The 21900-nt window shown below is 65.7% G+C and carries 19 protein-coding genes; 14 read left to right on the forward strand and 5 right to left on the reverse strand.

The features are described from left to right. The 7 genes from M2343_RS14500 to M2343_RS14530 all read left to right on the forward strand — a co-directional run bounded on the left by M2343_RS14500 (position 1) and on the right by M2343_RS14530 (position 7455). The gene (locus M2343_RS14500; RefSeq protein ID WP_264577186.1) at positions 1-2232 is read left to right on the forward strand and encodes a PQQ-dependent dehydrogenase, methanol/ethanol family; all 2232 of its coding nucleotides are present in this window, start codon (positions 1-3) and stop codon (positions 2230-2232) included. Positions 2233-2361: 129 nt separating this feature from the next. Beyond that, complete coding sequence (locus M2343_RS14505; RefSeq protein ID WP_264577187.1) at positions 2362-3783, forward strand: MFS transporter; 1422 nt, start codon at positions 2362-2364, stop codon at positions 3781-3783. A 46-nt stretch (positions 3784-3829) separates the two neighbouring features. Next, positions 3830-4294 (forward strand): DUF3237 domain-containing protein, encoded by a 465-nt coding sequence (locus M2343_RS14510; protein ID WP_181558391.1) that lies wholly within the window; start codon positions 3830-3832, stop codon positions 4292-4294. 2 nt (positions 4295-4296) lie between these two features. After that, on the forward strand, positions 4297-4770 hold the full coding sequence (locus M2343_RS14515; RefSeq protein WP_264577188.1) for a nuclear transport factor 2 family protein: 474 nt from the start codon (positions 4297-4299) through the stop codon (positions 4768-4770). A gap of 174 nt (positions 4771-4944) precedes the next feature. Further along, a complete protein-coding gene (locus M2343_RS14520) occupies positions 4945-5733 on the forward strand; it encodes an SDR family oxidoreductase (RefSeq protein WP_264577189.1) in 789 nt (262 codons plus the stop codon). Between the two features lie 199 nt (positions 5734-5932). Then, positions 5933-6613 carry an epoxyqueuosine reductase QueH gene (locus M2343_RS14525; RefSeq protein ID WP_264577190.1) on the forward strand — a complete coding sequence of 227 codons (681 nt, stop codon included), beginning with the start codon at positions 5933-5935 and terminating at the stop codon, positions 6611-6613. An 89-nt stretch (positions 6614-6702) separates the two neighbouring features. Then, positions 6703-7455 carry an SDR family oxidoreductase gene (locus tag M2343_RS14530; RefSeq protein WP_264577191.1) on the forward strand — a complete coding sequence of 251 codons (753 nt, stop codon included), beginning with the start codon at positions 6703-6705 and terminating at the stop codon, positions 7453-7455. A gap of 79 nt (positions 7456-7534) precedes the next feature. On the opposite strand, the gene M2343_RS14535 is transcribed toward M2343_RS14530, so the two are convergent. Continuing rightward, entirely contained in the window at positions 7535-7669 is a 135-nt protein-coding gene (locus M2343_RS14535) for an entericidin A/B family lipoprotein (RefSeq protein ID WP_181558396.1), read from the reverse strand. 186 nt (positions 7670-7855) lie between these two features. Here M2343_RS14535 and M2343_RS14540 point away from each other — a divergent pair, with 186 nt between their 5' ends. Further along, on the forward strand, positions 7856-8413 hold the full coding sequence (locus M2343_RS14540) for an NADPH-dependent FMN reductase (protein WP_181558397.1): 558 nt from the start codon (positions 7856-7858) through the stop codon (positions 8411-8413). Between the two features lie 7 nt (positions 8414-8420). Here M2343_RS14540 and M2343_RS14545 read toward each other — a convergent pair whose 3' ends face one another. Next, complete coding sequence (locus M2343_RS14545) at positions 8421-8699, reverse strand: hypothetical protein (protein WP_264577192.1); 279 nt, start codon at positions 8697-8699, stop codon at positions 8421-8423. Positions 8700-8853: 154 nt separating this feature from the next. On the opposite strand from M2343_RS14545, the gene M2343_RS14550 reads away from it, so the two are divergent. The 5 genes from M2343_RS14550 (at position 8854) to M2343_RS14570 (ending at position 17686) form a co-directional block, all read left to right on the forward strand. Then, the gene (locus M2343_RS14550; RefSeq protein WP_264577193.1) at positions 8854-12198 is read left to right on the forward strand and encodes a DUF2126 domain-containing protein; all 3345 of its coding nucleotides are present in this window, start codon (positions 8854-8856) and stop codon (positions 12196-12198) included. Positions 12199-12212: 14 nt separating this feature from the next. After that, a complete protein-coding gene (locus M2343_RS14555) occupies positions 12213-14696 on the forward strand; it encodes a circularly permuted type 2 ATP-grasp protein (RefSeq protein ID WP_264577194.1) in 2484 nt (827 codons plus the stop codon). 23 nt (positions 14697-14719) lie between these two features. Further along, positions 14720-15616 carry a transglutaminase family protein gene (locus M2343_RS14560; protein ID WP_264577195.1) on the forward strand — a complete coding sequence of 299 codons (897 nt, stop codon included), beginning with the start codon at positions 14720-14722 and terminating at the stop codon, positions 15614-15616. A gap of 130 nt (positions 15617-15746) precedes the next feature. Then, positions 15747-16541, forward strand: a complete 795-nt coding sequence (locus M2343_RS14565) for a DUF1206 domain-containing protein (protein ID WP_264577196.1) — start codon at positions 15747-15749, stop codon at positions 16539-16541. A gap of 71 nt (positions 16542-16612) precedes the next feature. Next, positions 16613-17686, forward strand: coding sequence for an AI-2E family transporter (locus tag M2343_RS14570; RefSeq protein WP_264577197.1), 1074 nt, complete (start codon positions 16613-16615; stop codon positions 17684-17686). A 119-nt stretch (positions 17687-17805) separates the two neighbouring features. On the opposite strand, the gene rpsT is transcribed toward M2343_RS14570, so the two are convergent. From rpsT to M2343_RS14585, 3 genes are all read right to left on the reverse strand, one after another. Next, complete coding sequence (rpsT, locus tag M2343_RS14575) at positions 17806-18069, reverse strand: 30S ribosomal protein S20 (RefSeq protein WP_181558404.1); 264 nt, start codon at positions 18067-18069, stop codon at positions 17806-17808. A gap of 105 nt (positions 18070-18174) precedes the next feature. Further along, positions 18175-19371, reverse strand: coding sequence for an AI-2E family transporter (locus M2343_RS14580; RefSeq protein ID WP_264577198.1), 1197 nt, complete (start codon positions 19369-19371; stop codon positions 18175-18177). Between the two features lie 89 nt (positions 19372-19460). Beyond that, positions 19461-20498, reverse strand: a complete 1038-nt coding sequence (locus tag M2343_RS14585) for a quinone-dependent dihydroorotate dehydrogenase (protein ID WP_264577199.1) — start codon at positions 20496-20498, stop codon at positions 19461-19463. A 370-nt stretch (positions 20499-20868) separates the two neighbouring features. On the opposite strand from M2343_RS14585, the gene M2343_RS14590 reads away from it, so the two are divergent. Beyond that, positions 20869-21747, forward strand: coding sequence for an AraC family transcriptional regulator (locus tag M2343_RS14590; protein ID WP_264577200.1), 879 nt, complete (start codon positions 20869-20871; stop codon positions 21745-21747). Positions 21748-21900: the final 153 nt, after the last annotated feature.

Genomic DNA, 21900 nt, shown 5'->3' on the forward strand with positions numbered 1-21900 from the left:
GTGTCCGGGCGTCCTGCCGTGCCGCCATCCGGTGTGTCGAGCCTGCTTGGCGCCATGCTGGGCCTTGCCCTGCTGGCGGCCTGCTCGAACGCGCCACCCGGCAGCATGGCGGGACCGCCTCCGTTCGGTGCGGGCGACGATTGGGACAATCCGGGCGGGGATTGGGCGGAAAGTCGCTACTCCCGCCTCACCGATATCGACAAGACCAATGTGGGTAGGCTCGGCCTCGCCTGGGAGTATGATCTCGGCACCACCCGCGTGCAGGAAGCGACGCCGGTCGTCATCGACGGGGTGATGTATACGTCCGGCAATCTCGGCCGGGCCTATGCGCTGGACGCGGCAACGGGCCGGCAACTCTGGGCCTTCTCGCCCGAGGTCGACATGCAGGTCAATCGCTACGCCTGTTGCGATCAGGCCAATCGCGGCGTGGCGGTGGCGGACGGCAAAGTGTTCGTCGCCGCGCTCGACGGATGGCTCTATGCGCTCGACCAGAAGACCGGCGCGGTCGTCTGGAAGGTCGACAGTTTTCTCGATCGCAGTCGGGCCTATACCAGCACGGGCGCGCCGGAAGTGGCGGGCGACCTCGTCATCATCGGCAATGCCGGCGCGGAATATGACACGCGCGGCTATGTCATCGCGTTCGATATCCGCACCGGCAAGGAAGTCTGGCGCTTCTACACTATACCGCGCGATCCCGCGCTGGGGCCGCAGGAAAGCAAGGCGCTGGAGGCGGCGCTCAAGACCTGGAACCCGAAAAGCCGCTGGGATATCGGCGGCGGCGGCACGGCCTGGGATGCGATTACCTACGATCCCGAATTCGATCAGGTCATCATCGGCGTCGGCAATGGCGGGCCTTATGCGCAGGCGATCCGTTCGCCGGGCGGCGGGGATAATCTCTACCTGAGTTCGCTGGTCGCGCTCGACCGCAAGACGGGTGCGATGAAATGGCATTTTCAGGAGACGCCGGGCGACAACTGGGATTTCACCTCCGTCCAGCCGATGATCCTGACGCGCATGGCCGTGAACGGCGCCGAGCGCCCCGTGCTGCTGCACACGCCCAAGAACGGCTTCTTCTTCATGCTGGACCGGGAGACGGGCAAGCCGCTCGCTGTGCACAGGATGGTGCGCACAAGCTGGGCTTCGGGCTGGGACCTCAAGACCGGCAAGCCGATCGCCACGCCCGAATATTCGGACATCAATGCGGGTCCCAAGCTGGTCTTCCCGGCCCCGCCCGGTGCACGCAACTGGTATGGCGCGGCTTATGATCCGCAGCGCAAGATGTACGTCGCCCATTTTCTCGACATGGGCAATCTCATCATGGTGCCGCCCGCCAATCTGACGATGCCGCGGCGCAAGCTGGCCCTGAACGCGGGCACGGAATCGATCTTCACGCCCTTTCTGGAGGCTGCGCTTCCCGGTCTCCCCAAGGATGTGCAGAAGACCATCACCGATCTGCCGCAATGGCAATGGGTGAAGGACAAGCCCTGGGCGGCCGATGTGCGCGCCGTCGATCCGGTGACCGGCAGGACGATCTGGAGCTATCCGCGCGAGGATGGCTGGCAGGACCGCAGTGGCGTACTCACGACCCAGAGCGGCCTCACCATCTTCGGCACGCTGTCCGGCAAGCTGGTCATCCTGGATTCGGATACAGGCAAGGTGCTGCGGACGATCGAGACGGGTCGCTCGATCCTCGCTGCCCCGATGACCTATCGGGTGAAGGGCGTGCAATATATCGCGGTGCAGACCGGCTGGGGCGGGGGCGGCTGGGGCTTGGTCCCCGATTATTCCGCCGCCTATGCCAAGGGGAACGCCAATCGCATCCTGGTCTTTCGGCTGGATGGTGGGCCGGTGCCGATCCCGCCGGACCTTCCGCCGGAGGGGCCGATCCCGGCGCCGCCCGCGCAGATCTCCGGCACCGATGCCGATCGGTTGGCGAAGGGACGGGTGCTCTTCTCGAAAAACTGTTCGATCTGCCATTCCAACATGCCGCGCGCACCGCTGCCGAGCCTGACCCGCATGAGCGACGGCGCGCATCAGGCGTTCGAGCAGATCGTGCTGGAAGGGCTGCTGCTGCCCAACGGAATGCCGCGCTGGGACGATCTGCTGACGCGCGCCGACGTGCAGGCGATCCATGCCCATCTGATCGATCTGCAGAGCAAGGCATACGCCCGGCAGCAGGCCGGAGCGCCGCCGGAAACCCCGATCTACTCCCGCATCACCACGGCCAACTGATGAGAGCATGAGCGAGATGGATAACCTATTCTCACTGTCTGGATTGATGTCGCTCTCGAGAGATGTGGAGAGGCGCGCCTTGCGGATGAGCATCCTTGTCTGCCCAGCCTCGGACGCGGGTGGTCGCGTATGACTGCCGCAGCGACGGCCATGCCCGAGCAGGATGGCATCGACATTTTCGAATCGGCCCGGCTCAAGCCGCGCTACTGGCTGCTCGTCGTCCTGTTGATGACGCAGGGCCTGTTCGAGTTTTTCGATTTCTACATCATCGGCTTTCTGGTCAGCGTCATCGGGCCGGAATGGAACCTGACTTTCGGCCAGGTCTCTATCGTGCTGCTCTCGGCGGGCGTGGGTCAATTGGTGGGTGCGCTACCCTTCGCCTGGTTCGCGGATCGTTACGGGCGCAAGCCGGCGCTGATTTCCGGCATCGTGCTCTATTCGTTGGCGGCCGGCTGCGCGGCCTTCGTGCCGGACGGGAGCTGGATGCTGTTCGCGTTCCTGCGCTTCATCGTCGGCGTGGGCTATGGCGGCACGCAGATCACCTTGCTGATCGAGATCGCGCCGACGCGCTGGCGCACCATGATCGCAAGTGCGAGCGGCCTGATCGCGCCCGGCGGGGTGTTGCTGGCCTCGTTGCTGGTCGCCAATTTCCTGCCGACCATCGGCTGGCGCGGCCTCGCCCTGCTCGGTTTCTTCCCGCTCGTCATCGCCTTCGCACTCTACTTCCTGGTGCCGGAATCGGTCCGCTGGCTGGTCTCCCAGGGCCGCGCGACCGAAGCGCATGATGTGCTCGCCAAATATGTCGATCTGCCCAAGGACCAGATCCCGCTGCCGCGCGTGCCCAAGGAAGTGCGCCGCGCCCGCCTGCGCGACATCGCCTTGTATCCAGGTCGCTTCTGGCTGATCGTGGCGACCAGCTCGGGGCTCGGCATCGCGGGCTTCGGCGTGGCCTTGTGGGGCCCAACGGTGCTCACCATGCTGCTCAAGATCCAGCCGGCCGAGGCGGCTGCCTATTTCGTGTTCGTGAGCATTGCCGGCATCGCCGGCCGGGCGCTGTGGACGGTCACCCCGCACTTCATCGGTCGCTGGCGCTCCGCGCTCATCTGCCTGTTCGGAACGGCGGTGACGATCAGCGCGGCGGCCTTCCTGCACCCTTATTTCGTGGCCGGGGTGCCCGTGTTCCTGCTGTGCCTGATGTGTGGATCGCTATTCTACGATGGCGGTGCCTCCAACAGCTCGCCTTACGGGACGGAATTATTCCCGGTCCGCCTCGCCGGGCTGGGCGGCGGCCTCGTCCAGATGGTCAGCGGCTTCGGAAAGCTGCTCGGGCCGATCATTCTCGCGCTGATCGCCGGCAGCGGCAATCTGCTCTCGCCGCAGGCGACGGAAGCCGCGATCACGCCCGGCTTCCTCACGCTCGCCGCCTTTGCGGTCATTGGCTTCCTCGCCACCTCGATGCTGCGATACGAGACCCATGGCGTCCGCATGGTGACGGACGAGGATGATTTCGTTTCCGGCAAGGTCAACGCCAAGCCGCCGCCGCTCGCCTGAGCGCCGCCACCCGCCTCATCCACACACCCACATGCAAGGAACCGGTATGCAACCGCCTGAACTGGAATATGTCTTCACCATCGAAATCGATCTGAGCCCTCGCTTTCGTTACGGCCCGACCACGGACGGGCTGGAGCGCGGCTATGTCGGCGTGCTCGGTGGCCGCATCACCGGTCCGCGCCTCAATGGGCGCATCGTGCCCCACACCGGCGGCGATTGGCCCAGCATCCGCCCGGACCAGACCTGCGACTTCAACGCGCGTTACCTGATCGAGGCCGATGACGGCACGCTGATCCAGCTGCGCAACACCGGCGTGCGCCATGGCCCCAAGGAGGTTCTGGATCGCCTGCAGAATTATGAGCCGGTCGATCCCTCCGAATATTATATGCGGGTGACCCCGCAGTTCGATGCACCGGAAGGGCCACATGGCTGGCTCAGCCGGACCGTGTTTATCGGTAAGACGGATCGGCAGAAGACCAAGTCTGTGTTCAACTATTGGGCGGTGCTCTGAACATGGCGGAGTCCTCTGCAGGGCTGTTTCCGGTGGATCGGGCGATCGCGCAGGGCGCGGTCGTCGATCCGGCACAGGCCGGGAGCGCCGATCATGTCGCGCTGACGGCGCGCAACCGGGCGTTGATGATCGACTTCGTGACGATCCTCTATGAGCAGCGCGACCCGCGCCGGGCCTTTGAGCGATATGTCCATAAGGACTATATCCAGCACAACCCGATCATCGCTGATGGCCGCGAGAATGCGCTCAAATGGCTGGAGCCGGTCTTCTCCAAGCCAGGCACGGAGATTCAGGTCCGGCGGGTGCTGGTGGATGGCGACTACGCCACCGTGCAGATCATCGGACGGATGGGGCCGGAAGATGGCGGCAGTGCGGTCATGAACATCTTCCGCATCGAGGACGGGTTGATCGTGGAGCATTGGGATGTGACGCAAGCGATGCCGGCGGAAACGGCAAGTGGGCGGCCTTTGGGTTGAGGGCAGCGCCAATAACTTGAGCCGTCATTCCCGCGAACGCGGGAATCCAGAACCCAGCCGCATTGCCATCGCGCCTCTGGATTCCCGCGTCCGCGGGAATGACGAGAGTGTGATGGTGTCAGCCGCTCGCCGACGCTAGGCTGGGCCGAACGAGAAACACAGGAGAGGCAAGCCATGGATCTGGGCATCAGGGGCCGCAAGGCGATCGTCAACGGCGCCAGCGCCGGCATGGGCAAGAGCGCGGCGATGGCGCTGGCCCGCGAGGGCGTGGACGTGTTCATCTCGGCGCGGGGTGAGCAGCGGCTGATGCGCGCGGCGCAGGAGATTGCCGATGAGACCGGCGCGCGGGTCCTGCCAATCGTCGCCGATCATGCCAGCGCCGAGGGGCGCGAGCGCATTCTGGCGGCCTGCCCGGAGCCGGACATTCTCGTCGGCACCTGCGCCCCGCCGCCGATGACGCCGGACTATCGCGCGATCACCGGTGAGCAATGGCAGAGCGCCATCGAAATTTCGCTGCTCTCGCCCATCGAGTTCATGCGCCGCGTGCTCGATGGCATGGTGGAGCGCCGATGGGGCCGGGTGGTGAATATCGCCACGGTGGCGGCGAAATATCCTGGCGAAATCCGGGCGCTCTCGGGCAGCACGCGGGCGGCGCTGGTGAACTACAGCGTCGCCGTCTCGAAGGTGGTAGCCAAGCACAATGTCGTCATCAACAACCTGCTGCCGGGCATGCACCACACCGCGACAGTCGAGGACCAGTTCAATGCCCGCGCGAAGGCCAAGGGCACGACCTATGAGGATGAGGTCGCCGAGTTCGTGCGGGACTGGCGGATCGCCAGCGGGCGCTTCGGCAATGCGGAGGATGTCGGGGCGTTCGTGGCGATGTTCTGCAGCGAGTTTGCCAACTACACTACCGGCCAGAGCCTCACCATCGATGGCGGTGCCACGACCTCGACCTTTTAGAGGACGGTTGGTTGGTCGGGCGGATGATGAGATATATGATCTCCGTTCACCCTGAGCCTGCCGAAGGGCTGTCCTTCTCAGCTCAGCCCGAACGGCGTGGGGAAGGCCGGACCGTGTTTGGGGTTAAGGCATAGATCAGTCTACCCGCCCGCCGCACAGCGGGTGACGCGCGCCCGGCGATCTGCTATGGGCGCGCGCCATGACGAACCCCAATAGCCTCGATTACGAACGCCCGGTCATCACGCCGCCCGATGGCGAGAAGAAGGTGCTGCTGCACAGCTGTTGCGCGCCCTGCTCGGGCGAGGTGATGGAAGCGATGACCGCGAGCGGCATCGACTACACCATCTTCTTCTACAATCCGAACATCCACCCCAGGGAGGAATATCTGCTGCGCAAGGAGGAGAATATCCGCTTTGCCGAGCAGCATGGCATTCCCTTCGTCGATGCCGACTATGACACGGTGAACTGGTTCAAGCGCGCCAAGGGCATGGAGAATGAGCCCGAGCGGGGCGCGCGTTGCACGATGTGCTTCGACATGCGGTTCGAACGCACGGCGCTCTACGCGCATGAGCATGGCTTCCCGGTCATCACCTCCTCGCTCGGTATCTCGCGCTGGAAGAACATGAACCAGATCAACGATTGCGGGGAGCGCGCGGCGGCGCATTATCCCGGCATCAAATATTGGACGTTCAACTGGCGCAAGGGCGGCGGCGCGGCGCGGATGATCGAGATCAGCAAGCGCGAGCGTTTCTACCAGCAGGAATATTGCGGCTGCGTATTCTCGCTGCGGGATACCAACGCGCACCGGGTCGCCCAAGGCCGTGAGGAAATCCGCATCGGCGAGCTGTATTATGGGGACGAGCCTTCCGCGCAGGGCTGAGCCATGCGGGAGGGGTTTGACCACAAGAAACGGGACGCGCCCGTCCGGCCGCGCGTCTAGCTGATCAGCTCCACTTATGGAGCTGGATCATGACATTACTGGATCGCAAAGTCGCCATCATCACTGGCGCGAGTTCGGGGATCGGGCGCGCCGCTGCTCTGCTGTTCGCGCAACAGGGCGCGCCCGTCGTGCTGGTTGCCCGACGCGAGGCGGCGCTTGAGAGCGTCGCCGAGTCCATCAGAGCGCGGGGTGGTCGGGCGGCCATCGTCGCGGGCGACGTGTGCGAGGAGGGGACGCACCGCCGAGCCGTCGCGGTCGCCTGTGAGACCTTCGGGGGGCTGCATATCGCGTTCAACAATGCCGGGCTTGTCGGGACGATGCAGCCGCTGGCAGACCTCACGCCGCAGGATTGGTCGCAGGCGCTGGCGGTCAACCTGACGGCGGCTTTCCTCGGCGCCCGCGCGCAGATTCCGGCCATGCTCGAACAAGGCGGCGGCGCGCTTGTCTTCACCGGCAGCTTCGTGGGCAACAGCGCCGGCTTGCCGGGCATGTCGGCTTATGGGGCGGCGAAGGCGGGGCTGCTTGGTCTCGTGCGCGGCATTACGGCAGATTATGGCGCGCAGAGGATCCGCGCTAATGCCTTATTGCCGGGCGGGACAGTGACCGGGATGGCAGGCGATGGCGATCAGCAGGCCTGGGCGGCAAGTCTTCACGCGATGAAGCGGATCGCCCAACCGGAAGAAATCGCGCAGGCGGCGCTATTTCTGGCCAGCGACATGGCGAGCTTTGTGACTGGCTCGGCGCTGTGGGCGGATGGGGGCAACGCCGCCGTCAAATTGTGATGCTGGGGACGTTGATAGTTGGCGGGCGGGCTCTTGAAGGATCGGGCGGCCGTATCAAGGCCGCCCGTGTCACTCTCGCTTAGTTGCCGTCGATCACTTCCTGCCCGGCCTGACCAACCGATTCAATGTCCTTGCCGGCGCCTTTGACAGTCGCGCAAGCCTGGAGTGCGAGGGCCGCGCCGAGCAGCAGAATCAATGTGCCGCGCTGTTTCATGATCGTCTTCCTTCTGTTTGTTCCGGGCGATGAAATGCTTGAGCGAGGGTTCGGTTGCGATTCCCGGTCGGCGGGCGCAGCTTGCAGGGAAGGTGTCAGGGAACGCGTGCCTCGTCGGGCCGTTCAGGAAGATGAGACGGCAGCGCCTCGGCCGCGCCGGATAGCAACCAGATGAAAGGGTCAGTGATGAGCGGGAAGATCGATGTCGCGGTAATCGTGGGCAGTCTGCGCAAGGACTCGTATAACCGCAAGGCGGCGCTGGAGCTGGCGCGCCTCGCCGATGACGATATGGCGCTGCGGATCGTGGAGATCGGCGATTTGCCGCATTATGATGAAGATGCGGAGACCGACAGCCCGCCGGCAGCGTGGACGCGCTTTCGCAAGGAGATCGCCCCGGCCGACGCGTTGCTGTTCGTCACGCCCGAATATAACCGCTCGGTGCCGGGCGTGCTCAAGAACGCTATCGACGTTGGCTCGCGGCCCTATGGCCAGAGCGTGTGGATGGGTAAGCCCGCGGCGATCATGACCGTCTCGCCGGGAGCGCTTGGCGGGTTCGGCGCCAATCATCATCTGCGCCAGATGCTGGTCTTTCAGGACACGCCGATCCTCCAGCAGCCCGAGGCCTATGTCGGCAACGCGGCCAAGCTGTTCGAGGATGACGGCCGGCTGACGGACAAGAAGACGGAGGATTTTTTCCGCAGCTTCCTGGATGCCTTCCGCAAGCTGATCGACCGGGCGGGCTGACCGGCGCTCAGTTTACGATTGCCTTGAGGCGCCGCCAGATTCGCGTGCGCAGCGGCGTGCGCGATTCGATGCTCAGGCCACGCGCGCGCGCAGCCCGCATGAGATCGCGGGTCAGCGCGCGCAACTGGCGATCGTTGAGCGCCGTCGACACCCGGTGGTGGCCGCCGCGCATGCCGCTTTCGGCAATATGCAGCGTCAGGATGACGCCATGGTCCGCGCCGCGCCGCTCCCAATCGATAAGCGCCCCGGAAATATACTCCTGCCGCCTGAAATCCTGTTCCGCCATGCCTTCCTCTGTTGCGCCCGGCTTGCGCGCCGTCCTGCTCGTGCAATCCCTGACCGCCGTTTCTTAACGTTTTGGAAAGGCCGGGCCGAGCCGTTGGCGCACCGGGCGCGCATTGTCTATTGCGCATTGCACAATATTCGCATTCACTGCGCGGATGCTCAAAGCTGCAGTTTATCATCGCACGGCCTATCACTATAGCAGGCCGATCCGTCTCGGGCCGCAGATCATCCGGCTTCGACCCGCGCCGCATAGCCGCACCAAGGTGCCGAACTATGCCCTGCGGATCGAACCCGAGGGCCATTTCATCAACTGGCAGCAGGACCCGCACGGCAACTGGCAGGCGCGGCTGGTCTTTCCCGATCCAGTCGACCGTTTCGTAGTCGAAGTGGATCTGCTCGCCGATCTCGACGTCATCAATCCGTTCGATTTCTTCGTTGAGCCTAATGCCGAGGAGTATCCGTTCGCCTATGACGAGGCGCTGAAGACGGATCTGGCTGCCTATTTCGAGGTCGAGGCGCAGGGTCCGCTGTTCGAGGCGCTAGTGGCGCAGCATGCGGGCCATCAGGGCCGCACCATCGATTTTCTGGTGGAGATCAATCGCCAGCTCGAACAGCGCATCGGCTATGTCATCCGCATGGAAACCGGGGTGCAGACCCCGGAAGAGACCCTGCAGATCGGCACCGGCTCTTGCCGGGATAGCGCCTGGCTGCTGGTGCAGATGGTGCGGCGGCTGGGCTTCGCGGCGCGGTTCGTCTCGGGCTATTCGATCCAACTGGTTGCGGATGTCGAGCCAGTGGAAGGCCCCAAGGGCGTGACGCGCGACGTGGTCGATCTCCACGCCTGGGCGGAAGTCTATGTGCCGGGCGCCGGCTGGATCGCGCTGGATGCCACTTCCGGCATGTTCGCCGGCGAGGGGCATATCCCGCTCTGTGCATCGCCCCATTATCGCTCGGCTTCGCCCATCGAGGGGCTGGCCGAGCCGGCGGAAGTGGACTTCCGCTTCGAGATGCGCGTCTCGCGCATTGCCGAGGCGGTGCGGATCACCAAGCCGTTCACCGATGAGCGCTGGGCCGCCGTGCAGGCGCTGGGCGAACAGGTCGACGCCGACCTCGTCGCGCAGGATGTGCGGCTGACCACCGGCGGCGAGCCGACCTTCGTCGCCGAGAATGGCGGGCAGGAGGATGAGTGGAACGGCGGCGCCGTCGGCCCGACCAAGCAGGGCTATGCGGACAAGCTCGTGCGAGCGCTGCGGGAGAAATTCGCGCCGGGCGGGATGCTCCACCACGGTCAGGGCAAATGGTATCCCGGCGAGAGCCTGCCGCGCTGGGCCTATGCGGTCTACTGGCGCAAGGATGGCGTGCCGGTGTGGCGCGACCCGATGCTGATCGCGCGGGAAGAGGCCGAGGGCAAGCCGATCGCGACGCCGGCGCTTGCCGCACGCTTTCTGGCGACTATCGCCGCAGGCCTTGAGGTTCAGCCCGATTATGTCGCGCCGGTCTATGAGGATGAGCAGGAGTGGGCGCGCAAGGCGGAAGATTTGCCCGTCAATGTGACGCCAGACGATAACAAGCTCAGCGATGTCGAGGCGCGCGAGCGGATGAAGAAGGCGTTTGCGATGGGGCTGGTCGAGCCCGTCGGCTACGCCTTGCCCATCCAGCGCTGGCAGGCCGCGCAAACCAAGCCACGCTGGCAGAGCGAGGTCTGGGCGGTGCGCCGGGGCAAGCTCCATGCCGTGCCGGGCGACAGCTCGCTGGGCTATCGCTTGCCGCTGGGCTCGCTGCCCTTCGTGCCGCCGGCCGACTTCCCCTACATCCACCCGCGGGACACCAGCGAACCGCGCGAGCCGCTGGCGGATTATCATGTCCAGCGTGCGGAGCGGGCGCGCCGGCCGGATGTGCGCGAGCAGCGCGTAGCCTCCCGCGCGGAGGCCGGCGGCGCGGCAGCGCAGGAGCGGGTGGAGCAGGAGATCATCGAGGGCGCGGTGCGCACCGCGATCACCGTCGAGCCCAAGGCACATTATCTCTCCGTCTTCCTGCCGCCGGTGCGCGAATTGGAGGATTATCTGGAGCTGATCGCGCAGGTGGAGGCCGCAGCCTGCGCCATGCGCGTCGAAGTGCGGATTGAAGGCTACGCCCCGCCGCCCGACCCGCGCCTGCAGGTGCTCAAGATCACGCCCGACCCGGGCGTCATCGAGGTCAATGTGCAGCCGGTCGCGACATGGGGCGAGACGGTCGAGCTGACCGAAACGCTCTACGATGTTGCGCGAGCGCTCAAGCTCACGGCCGACAAGTTCATGGTCGATGGGCGCGCGGTGGGCACGGGCGGCGGCAATCATCTCGTGCTCGGCGGGCCGAGCCTCACCGATTCGCCGTTCATCCGCAGGCCGGACCTGCTCAAGAGCTTCGTGCTCTACTGGCAGCGCCATCCTTCGCTCAGCTATCTCTTTTCCGGTCTGTTCATTGGTCCCACCAGCCAGGCACCCCGCATCGACGAGGCGCGGCATGACGGGCTGTACGAGCTGGAGGTGGCGCTGGCGCAGGTGCCGAAACCGGGGGAAGGCGCCACGCCGCCGCCCTGGCTGGTCGACCGGCTGTTCCGCAACCTGCTGGTTGACGTGACCGGCAACACGCACCGCACCGAGATCTGCATCGACAAGATGTTCTCGCCCGATGGGCCGACCGGGCGGCTGGGGCTGGTCGAGTTCCGAGGCTTCGAGATGCCGCCGGATGCGCGGATGAGCCTGGCCCAGCAATTGCTGCTGCGCGCGCTCACCGCCTGGTTCTGGCGCGCGCCGCAGGAGGGCAATCTCGTGCGCTGGGGCACCCGCCTGCACGATCGCTTCATGCTGCCCCATTTCGTCTGGGAGGATTTTCTCGACGTGCTCGGCGACCTCCGCCGGGCCGGTTATGATTTCGATCCCAACTGGTTCGAGGCGCAGAAGCAGTTCCGCTTTCCTGTCCATGGCGCGGTACGGGCCGGCGGGCTGGAACTGGAGATTTCCCATGCGCTGGAGCCTTGGCATGTGCTGGGTGAAACCGGCGCAATCGGCGGGACCGTGCGCTATGTGGACAGCTCCACCGAGCGGCTGCAGGTGCGCGTTTCAGGGCTGGTCGAGGGGCGGCATGTCGTAGCCTGCAACGGGCGTCGGGTGCCATTGGCAGCCACTGGCGTGGCGGGCGAGGCGGTGGCCGGCGTGCGGTACAAGGCGTGGGCGCCGTCAGACTGTCTCCATCCGCGCCTGCCGGTCAACGCGCCGCTGACCTTCGATGTGTTCGACGCATGGAGCGGCCGGTCGCTCGGCGGCTGCGTCTATCATGTGGCGCATCCGGGCGGACGCAATTATGACGACGTGCCGGTGAATGCCTATGAGGCGGAGGCGCGGCGCAAGGCGCGGTTCCAGGACCATGGCCATACGCCGGGCTCCATGGCGCTGCCGCCGGACGAGAAAACGGGGGAATTTCCATTGACGCTCGATCTGCGACGGCCCGCGACCCTTTGAACGCGTCGCTTGCCATGACTGCCGGGGAAGAGGACATCGGCCAGGCCCTCGCGCGCTATGCGCGGGAAGCCGGGCGCGGTGACCTCATGCTCTCGGCGCAGGGCGATCCTGCCATGGCGCATCGCTGGGAAGCGATGTTCGGTGCCATTGCCAGCGCCGCGCGGGGCGGCTTCGCCGGCCTGCAGGCTCGGGCCGACCAGCAGGTCGTCGATCTCGGCATGGCCTTCCGCCTGACCGGCGAGGTCGAGGAGCGCGTCTGGCCGCTCAGTCCCGTGCCGATGCTGATCCACGCGACGCAGTGGCAGGGCATCGAGGCGGGTCTGGCGCAGCGGGCCGATCTGCTCGAGCATGTGCTCGATGATCTGTATGGCGCGTGCAGCCTTGTCGCCAGCGGCGAGCTGCCGGCGGCGATCGTGGCCGGTGCGCCGGACTACTGGCGGCAGATGCGCGGCCTGCCGCCGCCGCGCGGCCACCGGCTGCAATTCTACGCGGTCGATCTGGCGCGCGGGCCGGATGGCGAATGGCGGGTGCTGGCCGATTATGTCCGCACGCCGGTCGGCGCGGGCTATGCGCTGGAAAACCGGCTCGCGATGACGCGGGCGACGGATGACGCACTCGGCATCGTCAATTTCGTGCGGCTGGCACCCTTCTTCTCCGATTTTCGGCAGGGCCTCGCCGCCATCTGCGCCCGGCCCGATCCGCGCATCGCGCTGCTGACGCAGGGGCGCTACAACCAGAGCTATGCCGAGCAGGCGCACCTCGCGCGCTATCTCGGCATCCTGCTGGTCGAGGGGCAAGACCTCACCGTACGCGACGGGCAGCTTTATGTCCGCACCGTCGAGGGTGTGAAGCGGGTCGATGGGCTGTGGCGGCGGATGGGCACGGACCTGCTCGATCCGCTGGCGTTCGATTCGCGCTCGACCATCGGCGTACCGGATATTTTCGAGGCGATGCGCCACGGCGGCCTCGTCATCGCCAACTGGCCCGGTGCCGGGGTGCTGGAGACGCCGGCACTCGCGGCCTTCCTGCCGCGCCTCTGTCGCAAGCTGCTCGGCGAGCCGCTGCGCATTCCCAATGTTGCGACATGGTGGTGCGGGCAGGCGAAGGAGCGCGCCCATGTCCGCGAACAGGCGGACCGGCTGGCCATCGGCTCTGCCTTCGGCTTGCCGGTGCCGGCCATCCCCCATGGCCGGGCGCGCCTGGCCTCGCGCCTCAGTCCTGCGGAGAACGCGGCGTTCCTTGCCGAGCTGGAGCAGCGCCCGATGGACTATATCGGGCAGGAGCTGGTGCAATTGTCCACCACGCCGGCGCTGGTCGATGGCGTGCTGCTGCCGCGCCCGTTCATCCTGCGTGCCTTTCTCGCCCGTGATGCGCATGGCCAGTGGCGCGCAATGCCGGGCGGGTTTGCGCGGCTCGCAGCGCATGACGACATGCGGGCGGTGCTGATGGGGCAGGGCGATATGTCCGCCGACGTCTGCATCGTCGCCGATGAACCGCAGACGGCAGTGGTCACGCTCGACAGCGGTGCGCCGGTCGCCATTCGCCGGGTCGCGGGCACGCTGCCCAGCAAGGCGGCGGATAACTTCTTTTGGCTCGCGCGCTATCTGGAGCGCGGCGAAATGGTTCTGCGCATGATCCGCGTGCTGATCGGCGGCAGCATCGAAGGCGAGGCAGCCTCCGCGCTCGACCGCCCGACGCTCGGCCGCGTGGCCGATACGCTGGTTGCCTGGGGCAGCGCGCGCAAGGACAAGCTGGGTGAAGGCACCGGCAAGCTTTGCGTCCATGCGCTGAGCGAACCGGAGATGCCAGGTAGCGTCCAATCCCTGTTCGAGGCGGCCGAAGCGATCGGTCGCGGCCTTCGCGAGCGGCTGGCGGTGGATTTCTGGCGCCTGCTCAGCCGCCAGATCGACCGGGTGAGCGAAGCGCGCGAATCGCAGCTCATGGCGCATGTCGCGCGGCTGCTGGATCGTTGCGCGGCGCTCTCCGGTCTGTCTGCCGAGAATATGGTGCGGGGTGCGGGCTGGCGTTTCCTCGAACTGGGTCGGCGGCTCGAACGCGCGATCCATCTGTGCCGGCTGGCGCGCACCTTCGCCGGTGACGATGCCAATGGGCACGATCTCAACCTGCTGCTCGATCTGTGCGATTGCCAGATCAGCTATCGCACCCGCTATCTCTCCGGTTTGGCGCTGGCGCCGGTGCGCGACATGCTGCTGCTGGAGCCGGGCAATCCGCGGTCGCTGGCTTTTCAGGTCGATGCCATCCTCGATCATCTCCGCGCCTTGCCGACGCTGCGCGACGACGGGATGCCCGAGCCGCCGGTGCAACTCGCTCTGGCGCTCTCCGCCCGCCTGCATGCCGCCTCGGCCGAGATGCTCACGGCGCGCGATCTGGAGGTCATCGAGACGGCGCTGCTCGATCTCTCCGACCGGATCGATGATCGCTTCTTCCTCAAGGGCGAGGATGCGCCACGCGCCTCCGGCATGACGCGGCTGGCATAGATGAGGCGGATGCATAACAAGCGATGAGATATCGGGTCAGCCACATCATCCGCGTCGATTATGATCCGCCCGTGCGGCTGGCGCATTTCAATCTGCGTCTCGCCCCCATCGCATGGCCGGGTCAGCAGGTGCGGGACTATCGCCTCATCGTCGATCCTGTGCCCGACGTGCGCCAGGAGCGCGTCGGGGCCTATCCGTTCAACCTCACCCGCATCGAGATGCTCAAGCCGGTGGCCTCGCTGGAAGTGCGCTCCACGTTCATTGCCGATGTGAGCGAGGCCGAGCTGGATCTGCTTGGCGCCCAGATGAGCGTGACGGAGGTGGCGCAGGCGGCGCTAGCCGTCATGGATGTCGGGCCGATGTCCCCCGTGACCTATCTCTTCCCATCCCGCTTATTGCCGCTCGTGCCGCAGATCGCCGCCTGGGCGCGGCCGCACCTGGCGCCCGATGCGGACTGCCTGAGCGCGGCACTGGCGCTGGCCCGGCACATTCAGGCGACCTTCCATTACGACACCAAGGCAACCGAAGCCGATACGCCGGTGGCCGAGGCCTTCTCCATCCGGCGCGGCGTCTGCCAGGATTTCGCGCACATCCTCATCGTCGCGCTGCGTGCCGCCGGTTTGCCGGCGGCTTATGTGAGCGGCTATCTGCGCACCGATCCGCCGCCGGGGCAGGCGCGGCTGGTCGGCGCGGATGCGATGCACGCCTGGGTGGCCTTGTGGTGCGGTCCCCTGCGCGGCTGGGTAGGGATTGATCCGACCAATGGCGTGCTCGCCAATGGCGATCATCTCGTCGTCGGCATGGGCCGGGATTATTCGGACATCTCGCCCATCGACGGCGTGTTCGTCGGTGGCCATTCCCAGAAGACCTTCAATTCGGTGGACGTGTCACCCATGGACAGCCGCGTAACTTCCGGCTGACCGCTGCACGGTCCAAGGCCTCCCTCATGAGCGACCTCTCCCGGTCGAGCGGACCTGATCCGCTCGACGCATCGGCGCGGAACGTCGCTGCGCCCTGATCGTTAGCGTCGGTGAACAGGGAGATGCACACATGGATACCGGAGCCAGACTGACGATGCTCGCGCGCGCCGGCTTCGCGACCCGTGGCGCGCTTTACATCGTCATTGCCTTCCTCGTGCTGCGGGCTGGGCGGGCCGAAGATCCGTCGGGCGCGCTTGAATATCTCGGCGATGGCGGCGGCATGATTCTCCTTGGCCTGATGGCGGCGGGGTTGATCGGCTATGGGCTCTGGCGACTGTCGGACGCCGCTTTCAACATCGAGCAGCATGATGATGATACCAAGGGCAAGATCAGCCGCGTCGGCGCGGCAGCAAGCGGCCTGATCCACCTGTTTCTGGCGTGGCAGGCGATCCGGCTCATGCGGGGCACCTCCGGTGGCTCGGGCGGTGGGACGGAGGAAAGCGCACAGAGCGCCCTCCAATTGCCGGGCGGCTTTATCCTGCTCATCATCGGTGGCCTGATCCTGATCGGCACGGGGCTGTATCAGCTCTTCAAGGCCGCCAAGGGCAGTTACTTGAAGCATCTGGAACCGCAGGTCGCAGGCAAGGCCTGGGCACAATGGACCGGTCGACTGGGCTATGCGGCGCGTGGGGCGATCTTCCTGATCACCGGCGGCTTTCTGGTCTCTGCGGGGCTGGATTCGCAGGCAAGCGAGGCCGGCGGCATGTCGGACGCGCTCGCCTGGCTGACCAACCCCTGGGACATCCTGATTGCCATCGGCTTGCTCGGCTTTGGCATGTTCAGCCTGATCGAAGCGCGGTACCGGCGCCTGCAGACCGTTTCGGCCGGCCCTCTGGCAAGCGGGGCATCGCGCTTCGGCTGGTGAGCTGAGCCCAACGGCACATTGCGCAGACACCGCGAGGCACTAAGCTGACGGCGAACGATAAGGGGGATGTCATGACAGTTCAGCAGCGCGAGGCGGATCCGGCGCCGCGCGAACGGCAAGGTCCGGGCGCGCGGATCGCCATGGCGACCGTGATCATTCTGGCGGTCGTGGGCACTGCGTGGCTGTTCGTCAAAATGTCCGGCCTGCTGCTGCTGGTCTTCGCGGCTTTGGTGTTGGCGGCCATTCTCGACGCCATAACCCGCGTCATCTGCCGCATCCCCAAGCTGCCGCGCGGACTGGGACTGGCACTCGCGGTGGTGACGCTGCTGGCGGTCATCACCGGCGCTTTCACGCTGTTCGGCACGCAGATCGTGGGAGAGTTCGACACCATCCGGGACAGCATCCCGCCCGCCATCGATCAGGTGCAGGCGCTGCTGGAGCGGTTTGGCCTCGGCGACGCCACCCGCGACCTGATCGAGCAGGGGCAGGGCGACCTCTCCAATCTTCTCTCTCAGGCCGGCGGTTATGCGCTGACGGCGGGCAATGGCATCGCCAATCTGGTGCTACTGTTCGTCGGCGCCATTTTCATCGCCAGCGATCCCGCCGTTTATCGGCGCGGGCTCATCTTGCTGATGCCCCGGCGGGCCGAATCCCCGCTCGGCGAGGCACTCGATGATGCGGTGCGCGGCTTGCGGGGCTGGATGATGGGACAGGCTGTCTCGTCGGTGGTCGTGGCGGCGTTGACCTGGGCCGGGCTCGCGGCGCTGGGCGTGCCCGCAGCAGGCGGCCTTGGCATTATTGCGGGTCTGCTGGATGTGATCCCGATGATCGGCCCGATCATCGCGGGCGTGCCGGCCGTGCTGCTGGCCTTTACCGTGTCGCCGATGACCGCGTTGTGGACGACCCTGGTTTTTCTCGTCATCCAGCAGTTGCAGGGCAATTTCCTGCAGCCGATGATCCAGAAACAGGCCGTGGACGTGCCGCCCGCCGTGCTGCTCTTCGCGGTAGTGGCGGCCGGGCTTCTGTTCGGCTTCATGGGCATGCTGCTGGCTGCGCCGCTGACGGTCGTGGTCTTCGTGATGGTCCAGCGGATCTATGTGCGGACCCTGCTTGGGAAGAAGATCAAGATCGCCGGGCAGGACTGACGGGCGCGCGAGAACCGCGGCTGATCATGAAGGACGGGAGGGGCCAGCCGCTCGTCCGGACAACAAAAAAGGCGCCGGAAAGTCCGACGCCGTTCTTGTCTTGAAATCCGCGAGAGCGCTCAGGCCAAGCCGGCGACGCTCTTGGTCAGGCGGCTGAACTTACGCGAGGCGGTGTTCTTGTGGAGCACGCCACGGGCCACGCCGCGCGACAGCTCGGGCTGCGCGGCGGAAAGGGCTGCCTGCGCCGCTGACTTGTCACCCGCTGCGACCGCTGCTTCCACCTTCTTCACGAGGGTGCGGATGCGGCTCATGCGGCTACCGTTGATCTCAGCGCGACGTGCGTTGCGACGAATGCGCTTCTTTGCCTGCGGCGTATTGGCCATGAAATTCCTCGAACTCGAAACTGTTTTTGGGCGCGCGGCCCGACTCGCCAGGCGGAAGCCGCAGGCGCGCGAAGGCCGGGCCATTAGCCCTGATCCGGGACAGCGTCAACCGCCTTGTGGCGACGAAGCCGGCTTCTGCGTGCCTGCCGCATCCGTGCGCAAGCGCGCTTCCACCTCGCCGACCGGGACGGAAGCGGCATCCGGCAGGTCGTCTGGCTCCGTGATGGGGAGCGCGGCCTCATCCTGCCCGCGCATCCCGCCCACGATATTCCAGGTGGCGATGAACAGGGCAGCGATGACCGGACCGATCACCAGCCCGCTGAAGCCGAATAGTTGCAGCCCGCCCAGCGTGGTGATGAGCACCAGATAGTCCGGCATCCTGGTATCCCGCCCGACGAGGATCGGCCGCAATAGATTGTCCACCATGCCGATGACGAAGATGCCGCAGAAGATGAGGATGAGCGCCTCGACCAGCGCGCCGCTGACCAGGAGATAGACCGCGACTGGCACCCAGACGATGCCGGTGCCCACGGCGGGCAGCAGCGAGAAGAAGCCCATCATCACGCCCCAGAGCAAGGCGCCTTCCACGCCCAGCAGCCAAAACACGACGCCGCCGATGAAGCCCTGCACAATGGCGACAATGATGCTGCCCTTCACGGTCGCGCGGATCACCAACACGAATTGGCGGAGCAGTTCGCGACGCGGCCCATCGCGCAGCGGCGTGCGCTTGATCACGCTCTCCATCAGAGTCTCGCCATCGCGCAGCAGGAAATAGGTGAGATAGAGCATGACGGTGAACGCGATGAACAGGCTGAACGCACTCTGGCCGATGTTCACGGCTTGCGCCGCCACGAACTGAAAGCTGTCTGCCGCCGCTTCGCGCAGCCGCTCTTGCGCGGCATTGAAATTGTCGAGCCCGTAACGCTGGAGCCAACTTTCGGACCAAGCGGGCATGCTGGCGCGCAGATCATCGAACAATTGCGCGAAGTTGATCTCGCCGGACTGAATGCGCGCGTAGAACACGCTCGCTTCCTGGATCAGCGCGATGGTGAGCAGCAGCGCCGGTACGATCACCAGTGCGATGATGAGCAGCAACGTCAGGCCGGCAGCGGCGCTGGGCCAGCGCGGCATGATGTCGCGAATCTCGCGATGCACCGGCTGGAACAGGATGGCGATGATCACGCCCCACAGGATCGCCTGGAAATAAGGCTCCAGAATGAACGCGAAGGCGACCGTGATGAGGATGACCAGCGCGAGAAAGGCGTGATCCTCGATCTTGCGGGGCGGTGGGCTGGCATCCATGCTGGGCGAATTCCGTTCAGTTCGTCTGGCGCGACCTCATCGCAAAAACAGCGCAAAGGCAATGTCGATCCGTTGAGGCCGGCAATTCCTCAGCGCGTGTTGACCCCGACGGCCTGGCTGATCGACGTGAACCCATCCCGGCGCAAGAGATCGGCGAGTCCGGCATTGATGCGCGCGGGCAGATACGGCCCCTCATAGACCATCGCCGAATAGAGCTGGATGAGGCTCGCGCCGGCGCGGATGCGGGCATAGGCCTGCTCGGCGGTACGGATGCCGCCGGCGCCGATCAACGGCAGCCGGTCGCCGAGGCGCTGGCGGAAATCGCGCAGGCGGCTAAGGGCCATATCATGCAGCGGTGCGCCGGACAGGCCACCCGATTCCCCGGCAGTGGCGGAGCGGAGGGAGGCCGGACGGCTGATCGTGGTGTTCGTTACGATCAGTCCGTCGATGCGGTGCTGCAAAGCCAGTTCCGCGATGTCGTCGACGTCCGCCGGCTCGAGATCGGGTGCGATCTTGAGCAGCATCGGCGGCCCATCCTCTGCACGCGCGGCCATCACGCGGCCGAGCAGGGCGTCGAGCGCGCCCCGGTCCTGCAGGGCGCGCAGGCCGGGGGTATTGGGCGACGACACATTGACGGTGAGGTAATGGCAATGGGGGCTCATTGCCCGCACGCCTTCCTCATAATCGGCAATGCGATCCTCGGTGTCCTTGTTGGCGCCGATGTTGATGCCGATGATCAGCCCCCGTGGCTTGCCGCGTCGACCGAGCCGGGCGCAGGCCGCCGGTTGCCCGCCATTGTTGAACCCCAGCCGGTTGATGATGCCGCCATCCTCGACCAGCCGGAAAATGCGCGGGCGTGGATTGCCGACCTGTGGGCGTGGGGTCAGCGTCCCCAGTTCTCCAAAGCCGAAGCCCAGCGCGCCGACCCGGTCAATCACCTCGCCATTCTTGTCGAACCCGGCAGCGAGGCCGACGGGGCTGGCGAAGTCCAGTCCGAACAGCCGCTGGGCCAGAATTGGGTCCGGCTTCGGCGCAGGGGGGAGCGGCAGGCGCAGCGCGGCAAGGGCGAGGCCATGTGCGCGCTCCGCATCGAGCGCGAACAGGAGAGGGCGGAGCTTCTGGTACATGCCGCGCGCTATGCCAGCGCTCGGTCAAGCGGTCAAAGGGCAGCGCGACGGAGCCGTGGCGTGGAACCCCACCGGGCTGCGATTCGCATTATCATGACGATTCCGTCCAATCCAAGCTGAACGAATCGGGTTACGGCGAGACTGCGACCCGAAGGGCTCTTGGTCATTTGGCTCAGAGACCTTGAACTTTAGCGGTCTGGCGGGTGATATTGCCTGCCGGGCCGCTTTTTTATTTGCCGCATCAGCGATTTGTGCGAAAGGTCGGTCAGGGTGGAGCACGCGATGGCGTGGCCTTGGCCCTGCCGAACTGCCAGTCCTTCCGATCGAACATTTCGGCTCGTCTTTCCCTGGAGAGTGGTCAGGGTCGCGCGTGCGTCACAGATTCTCCGTTGCCGATACTGCGGACATGGTAGCGCTCAGCTACTTCGTTCCGCCTGTCGATCTGGCACATTATTTTGGCGCAATGTACTTGTTCACGGCGGACCAGCCGCGCGTGGCGGACCATACCCGTGCGGACTTCGCGCAAATTCGCTTTATGCTCGCCGGTTCGGGCGCCTATCGGTTCGTGGACGGGCACCGGGCGGAGACCCCTGAATGCTGCCTGCTCGGCGCGACCAGCGCGGCGACGCATTTCGATGTGCACGGGCCTTTGCAGGTCTTCGGCGTTTCCGTTCTGCCGCTAGGCTGGGCGGCGCTGCGGGCCGGCGATGCGGATGCGACATCCGATGATGTCGTCGATCTCGCTGCCCGGTTCGGCCCGGGCTGGACCGACATGCTCTCGGCGCTGCGGAGGATTGATGATCCCGGCAGCGCGGAAGATATCTTCTGGGCTTTCATCCGCGATCACCTTCATCCCGTCCCGGATGCAGAGCGCAGATTCATCGAGGTCGTGGATCGCTGGCTGGCAGACGAGCAGTCGCCCCGGGTCGAGGTGCTGCAGGAGACGACGGGCCTCTCCGCGCGCCAGCTGGCGCGCTGGTGCAATCGCCTATATGGCGCGCCGCCCAAATATCTGGCGCGCAAGTATCGCGCGCTGCGCTGTGCCCAGGTTCTCGCGCGCGAAGATCTGGAGTGGGCGGAAGTGAGTGGCGATGCCTTCTATGACCAATCGCATTTCATCCGCGAGATCAAGCATTTCACGGGCCTCACGCCCACGGAGCTGCGCGAGCGGGCCAGCATCGTGATTCGCCTCTCGATGAAGCGCGCGGAGCTGAAGGACGGGATCGCCAAGCTGAGTCAGATCAGCTGACTCGCCAGCCGCTGTCGCCTGCCCGCCCCTGATGGCGTAAGGCAACAGAAGCGCCCGCGCTGCGAAATGCTCTGCTTTCGGGCTTGATTTCCGCCGAGCGTCGGCCCATTTGCGCAATCAGACCGATTTACTCCGATTTGAGAGTCGTTTGCA

This window comes from Sphingobium sp. B8D3B (genome assembly GCF_025961875.1).
Lineage (GTDB): Bacteria > Pseudomonadota > Alphaproteobacteria > Sphingomonadales > Sphingomonadaceae > Sphingobium.

Excerpts from the sequence above, each read along its gene's own strand:
- M2343_RS14505 (WP_264577187.1), top strand. The coding sequence starts at position 2,362 with ATGACTGCCGCAGCGACGGCCATGCCCGAGCAGGATGGCATCGACATT.
- M2343_RS14510 (WP_181558391.1), top strand. The coding sequence starts at position 3,830 with ATGCAACCGCCTGAACTGGAATATGTCTTCACCATCGAAATCGATCTG.
- M2343_RS14515 (WP_264577188.1), top strand. The coding sequence starts at position 4,297 with ATGGCGGAGTCCTCTGCAGGGCTGTTTCCGGTGGATCGGGCGATCGCG.
- M2343_RS14520 (WP_264577189.1), top strand. The coding sequence starts at position 4,945 with ATGGATCTGGGCATCAGGGGCCGCAAGGCGATCGTCAACGGCGCCAGC.
- M2343_RS14525 (WP_264577190.1), top strand. The coding sequence starts at position 5,933 with ATGACGAACCCCAATAGCCTCGATTACGAACGCCCGGTCATCACGCCG.
- M2343_RS14530 (WP_264577191.1), top strand. The coding sequence starts at position 6,703 with ATGACATTACTGGATCGCAAAGTCGCCATCATCACTGGCGCGAGTTCG.
- M2343_RS14535 (WP_181558396.1), bottom strand. The coding sequence starts at position 7,669 with ATGAAACAGCGCGGCACATTGATTCTGCTGCTCGGCGCGGCCCTCGCA.
- M2343_RS14540 (WP_181558397.1), top strand. The coding sequence starts at position 7,856 with ATGAGCGGGAAGATCGATGTCGCGGTAATCGTGGGCAGTCTGCGCAAG.
- M2343_RS14545 (WP_264577192.1), bottom strand. The coding sequence starts at position 8,699 with ATGGCGGAACAGGATTTCAGGCGGCAGGAGTATATTTCCGGGGCGCTT.
- M2343_RS14550 (WP_264577193.1), top strand. The coding sequence starts at position 8,854 with ATGCTCAAAGCTGCAGTTTATCATCGCACGGCCTATCACTATAGCAGG.
- M2343_RS14555 (WP_264577194.1), top strand. The coding sequence starts at position 12,213 with ATGACTGCCGGGGAAGAGGACATCGGCCAGGCCCTCGCGCGCTATGCG.
- M2343_RS14560 (WP_264577195.1), top strand. The coding sequence starts at position 14,720 with ATGAGATATCGGGTCAGCCACATCATCCGCGTCGATTATGATCCGCCC.
- M2343_RS14565 (WP_264577196.1), top strand. The coding sequence starts at position 15,747 with ATGGATACCGGAGCCAGACTGACGATGCTCGCGCGCGCCGGCTTCGCG.
- M2343_RS14570 (WP_264577197.1), top strand. The coding sequence starts at position 16,613 with ATGACAGTTCAGCAGCGCGAGGCGGATCCGGCGCCGCGCGAACGGCAA.
- rpsT (WP_181558404.1), bottom strand. The coding sequence starts at position 18,069 with ATGGCCAATACGCCGCAGGCAAAGAAGCGCATTCGTCGCAACGCACGT.
- M2343_RS14580 (WP_264577198.1), bottom strand. The coding sequence starts at position 19,371 with ATGGATGCCAGCCCACCGCCCCGCAAGATCGAGGATCACGCCTTTCTC.
- M2343_RS14585 (WP_264577199.1), bottom strand. The coding sequence starts at position 20,498 with ATGTACCAGAAGCTCCGCCCTCTCCTGTTCGCGCTCGATGCGGAGCGC.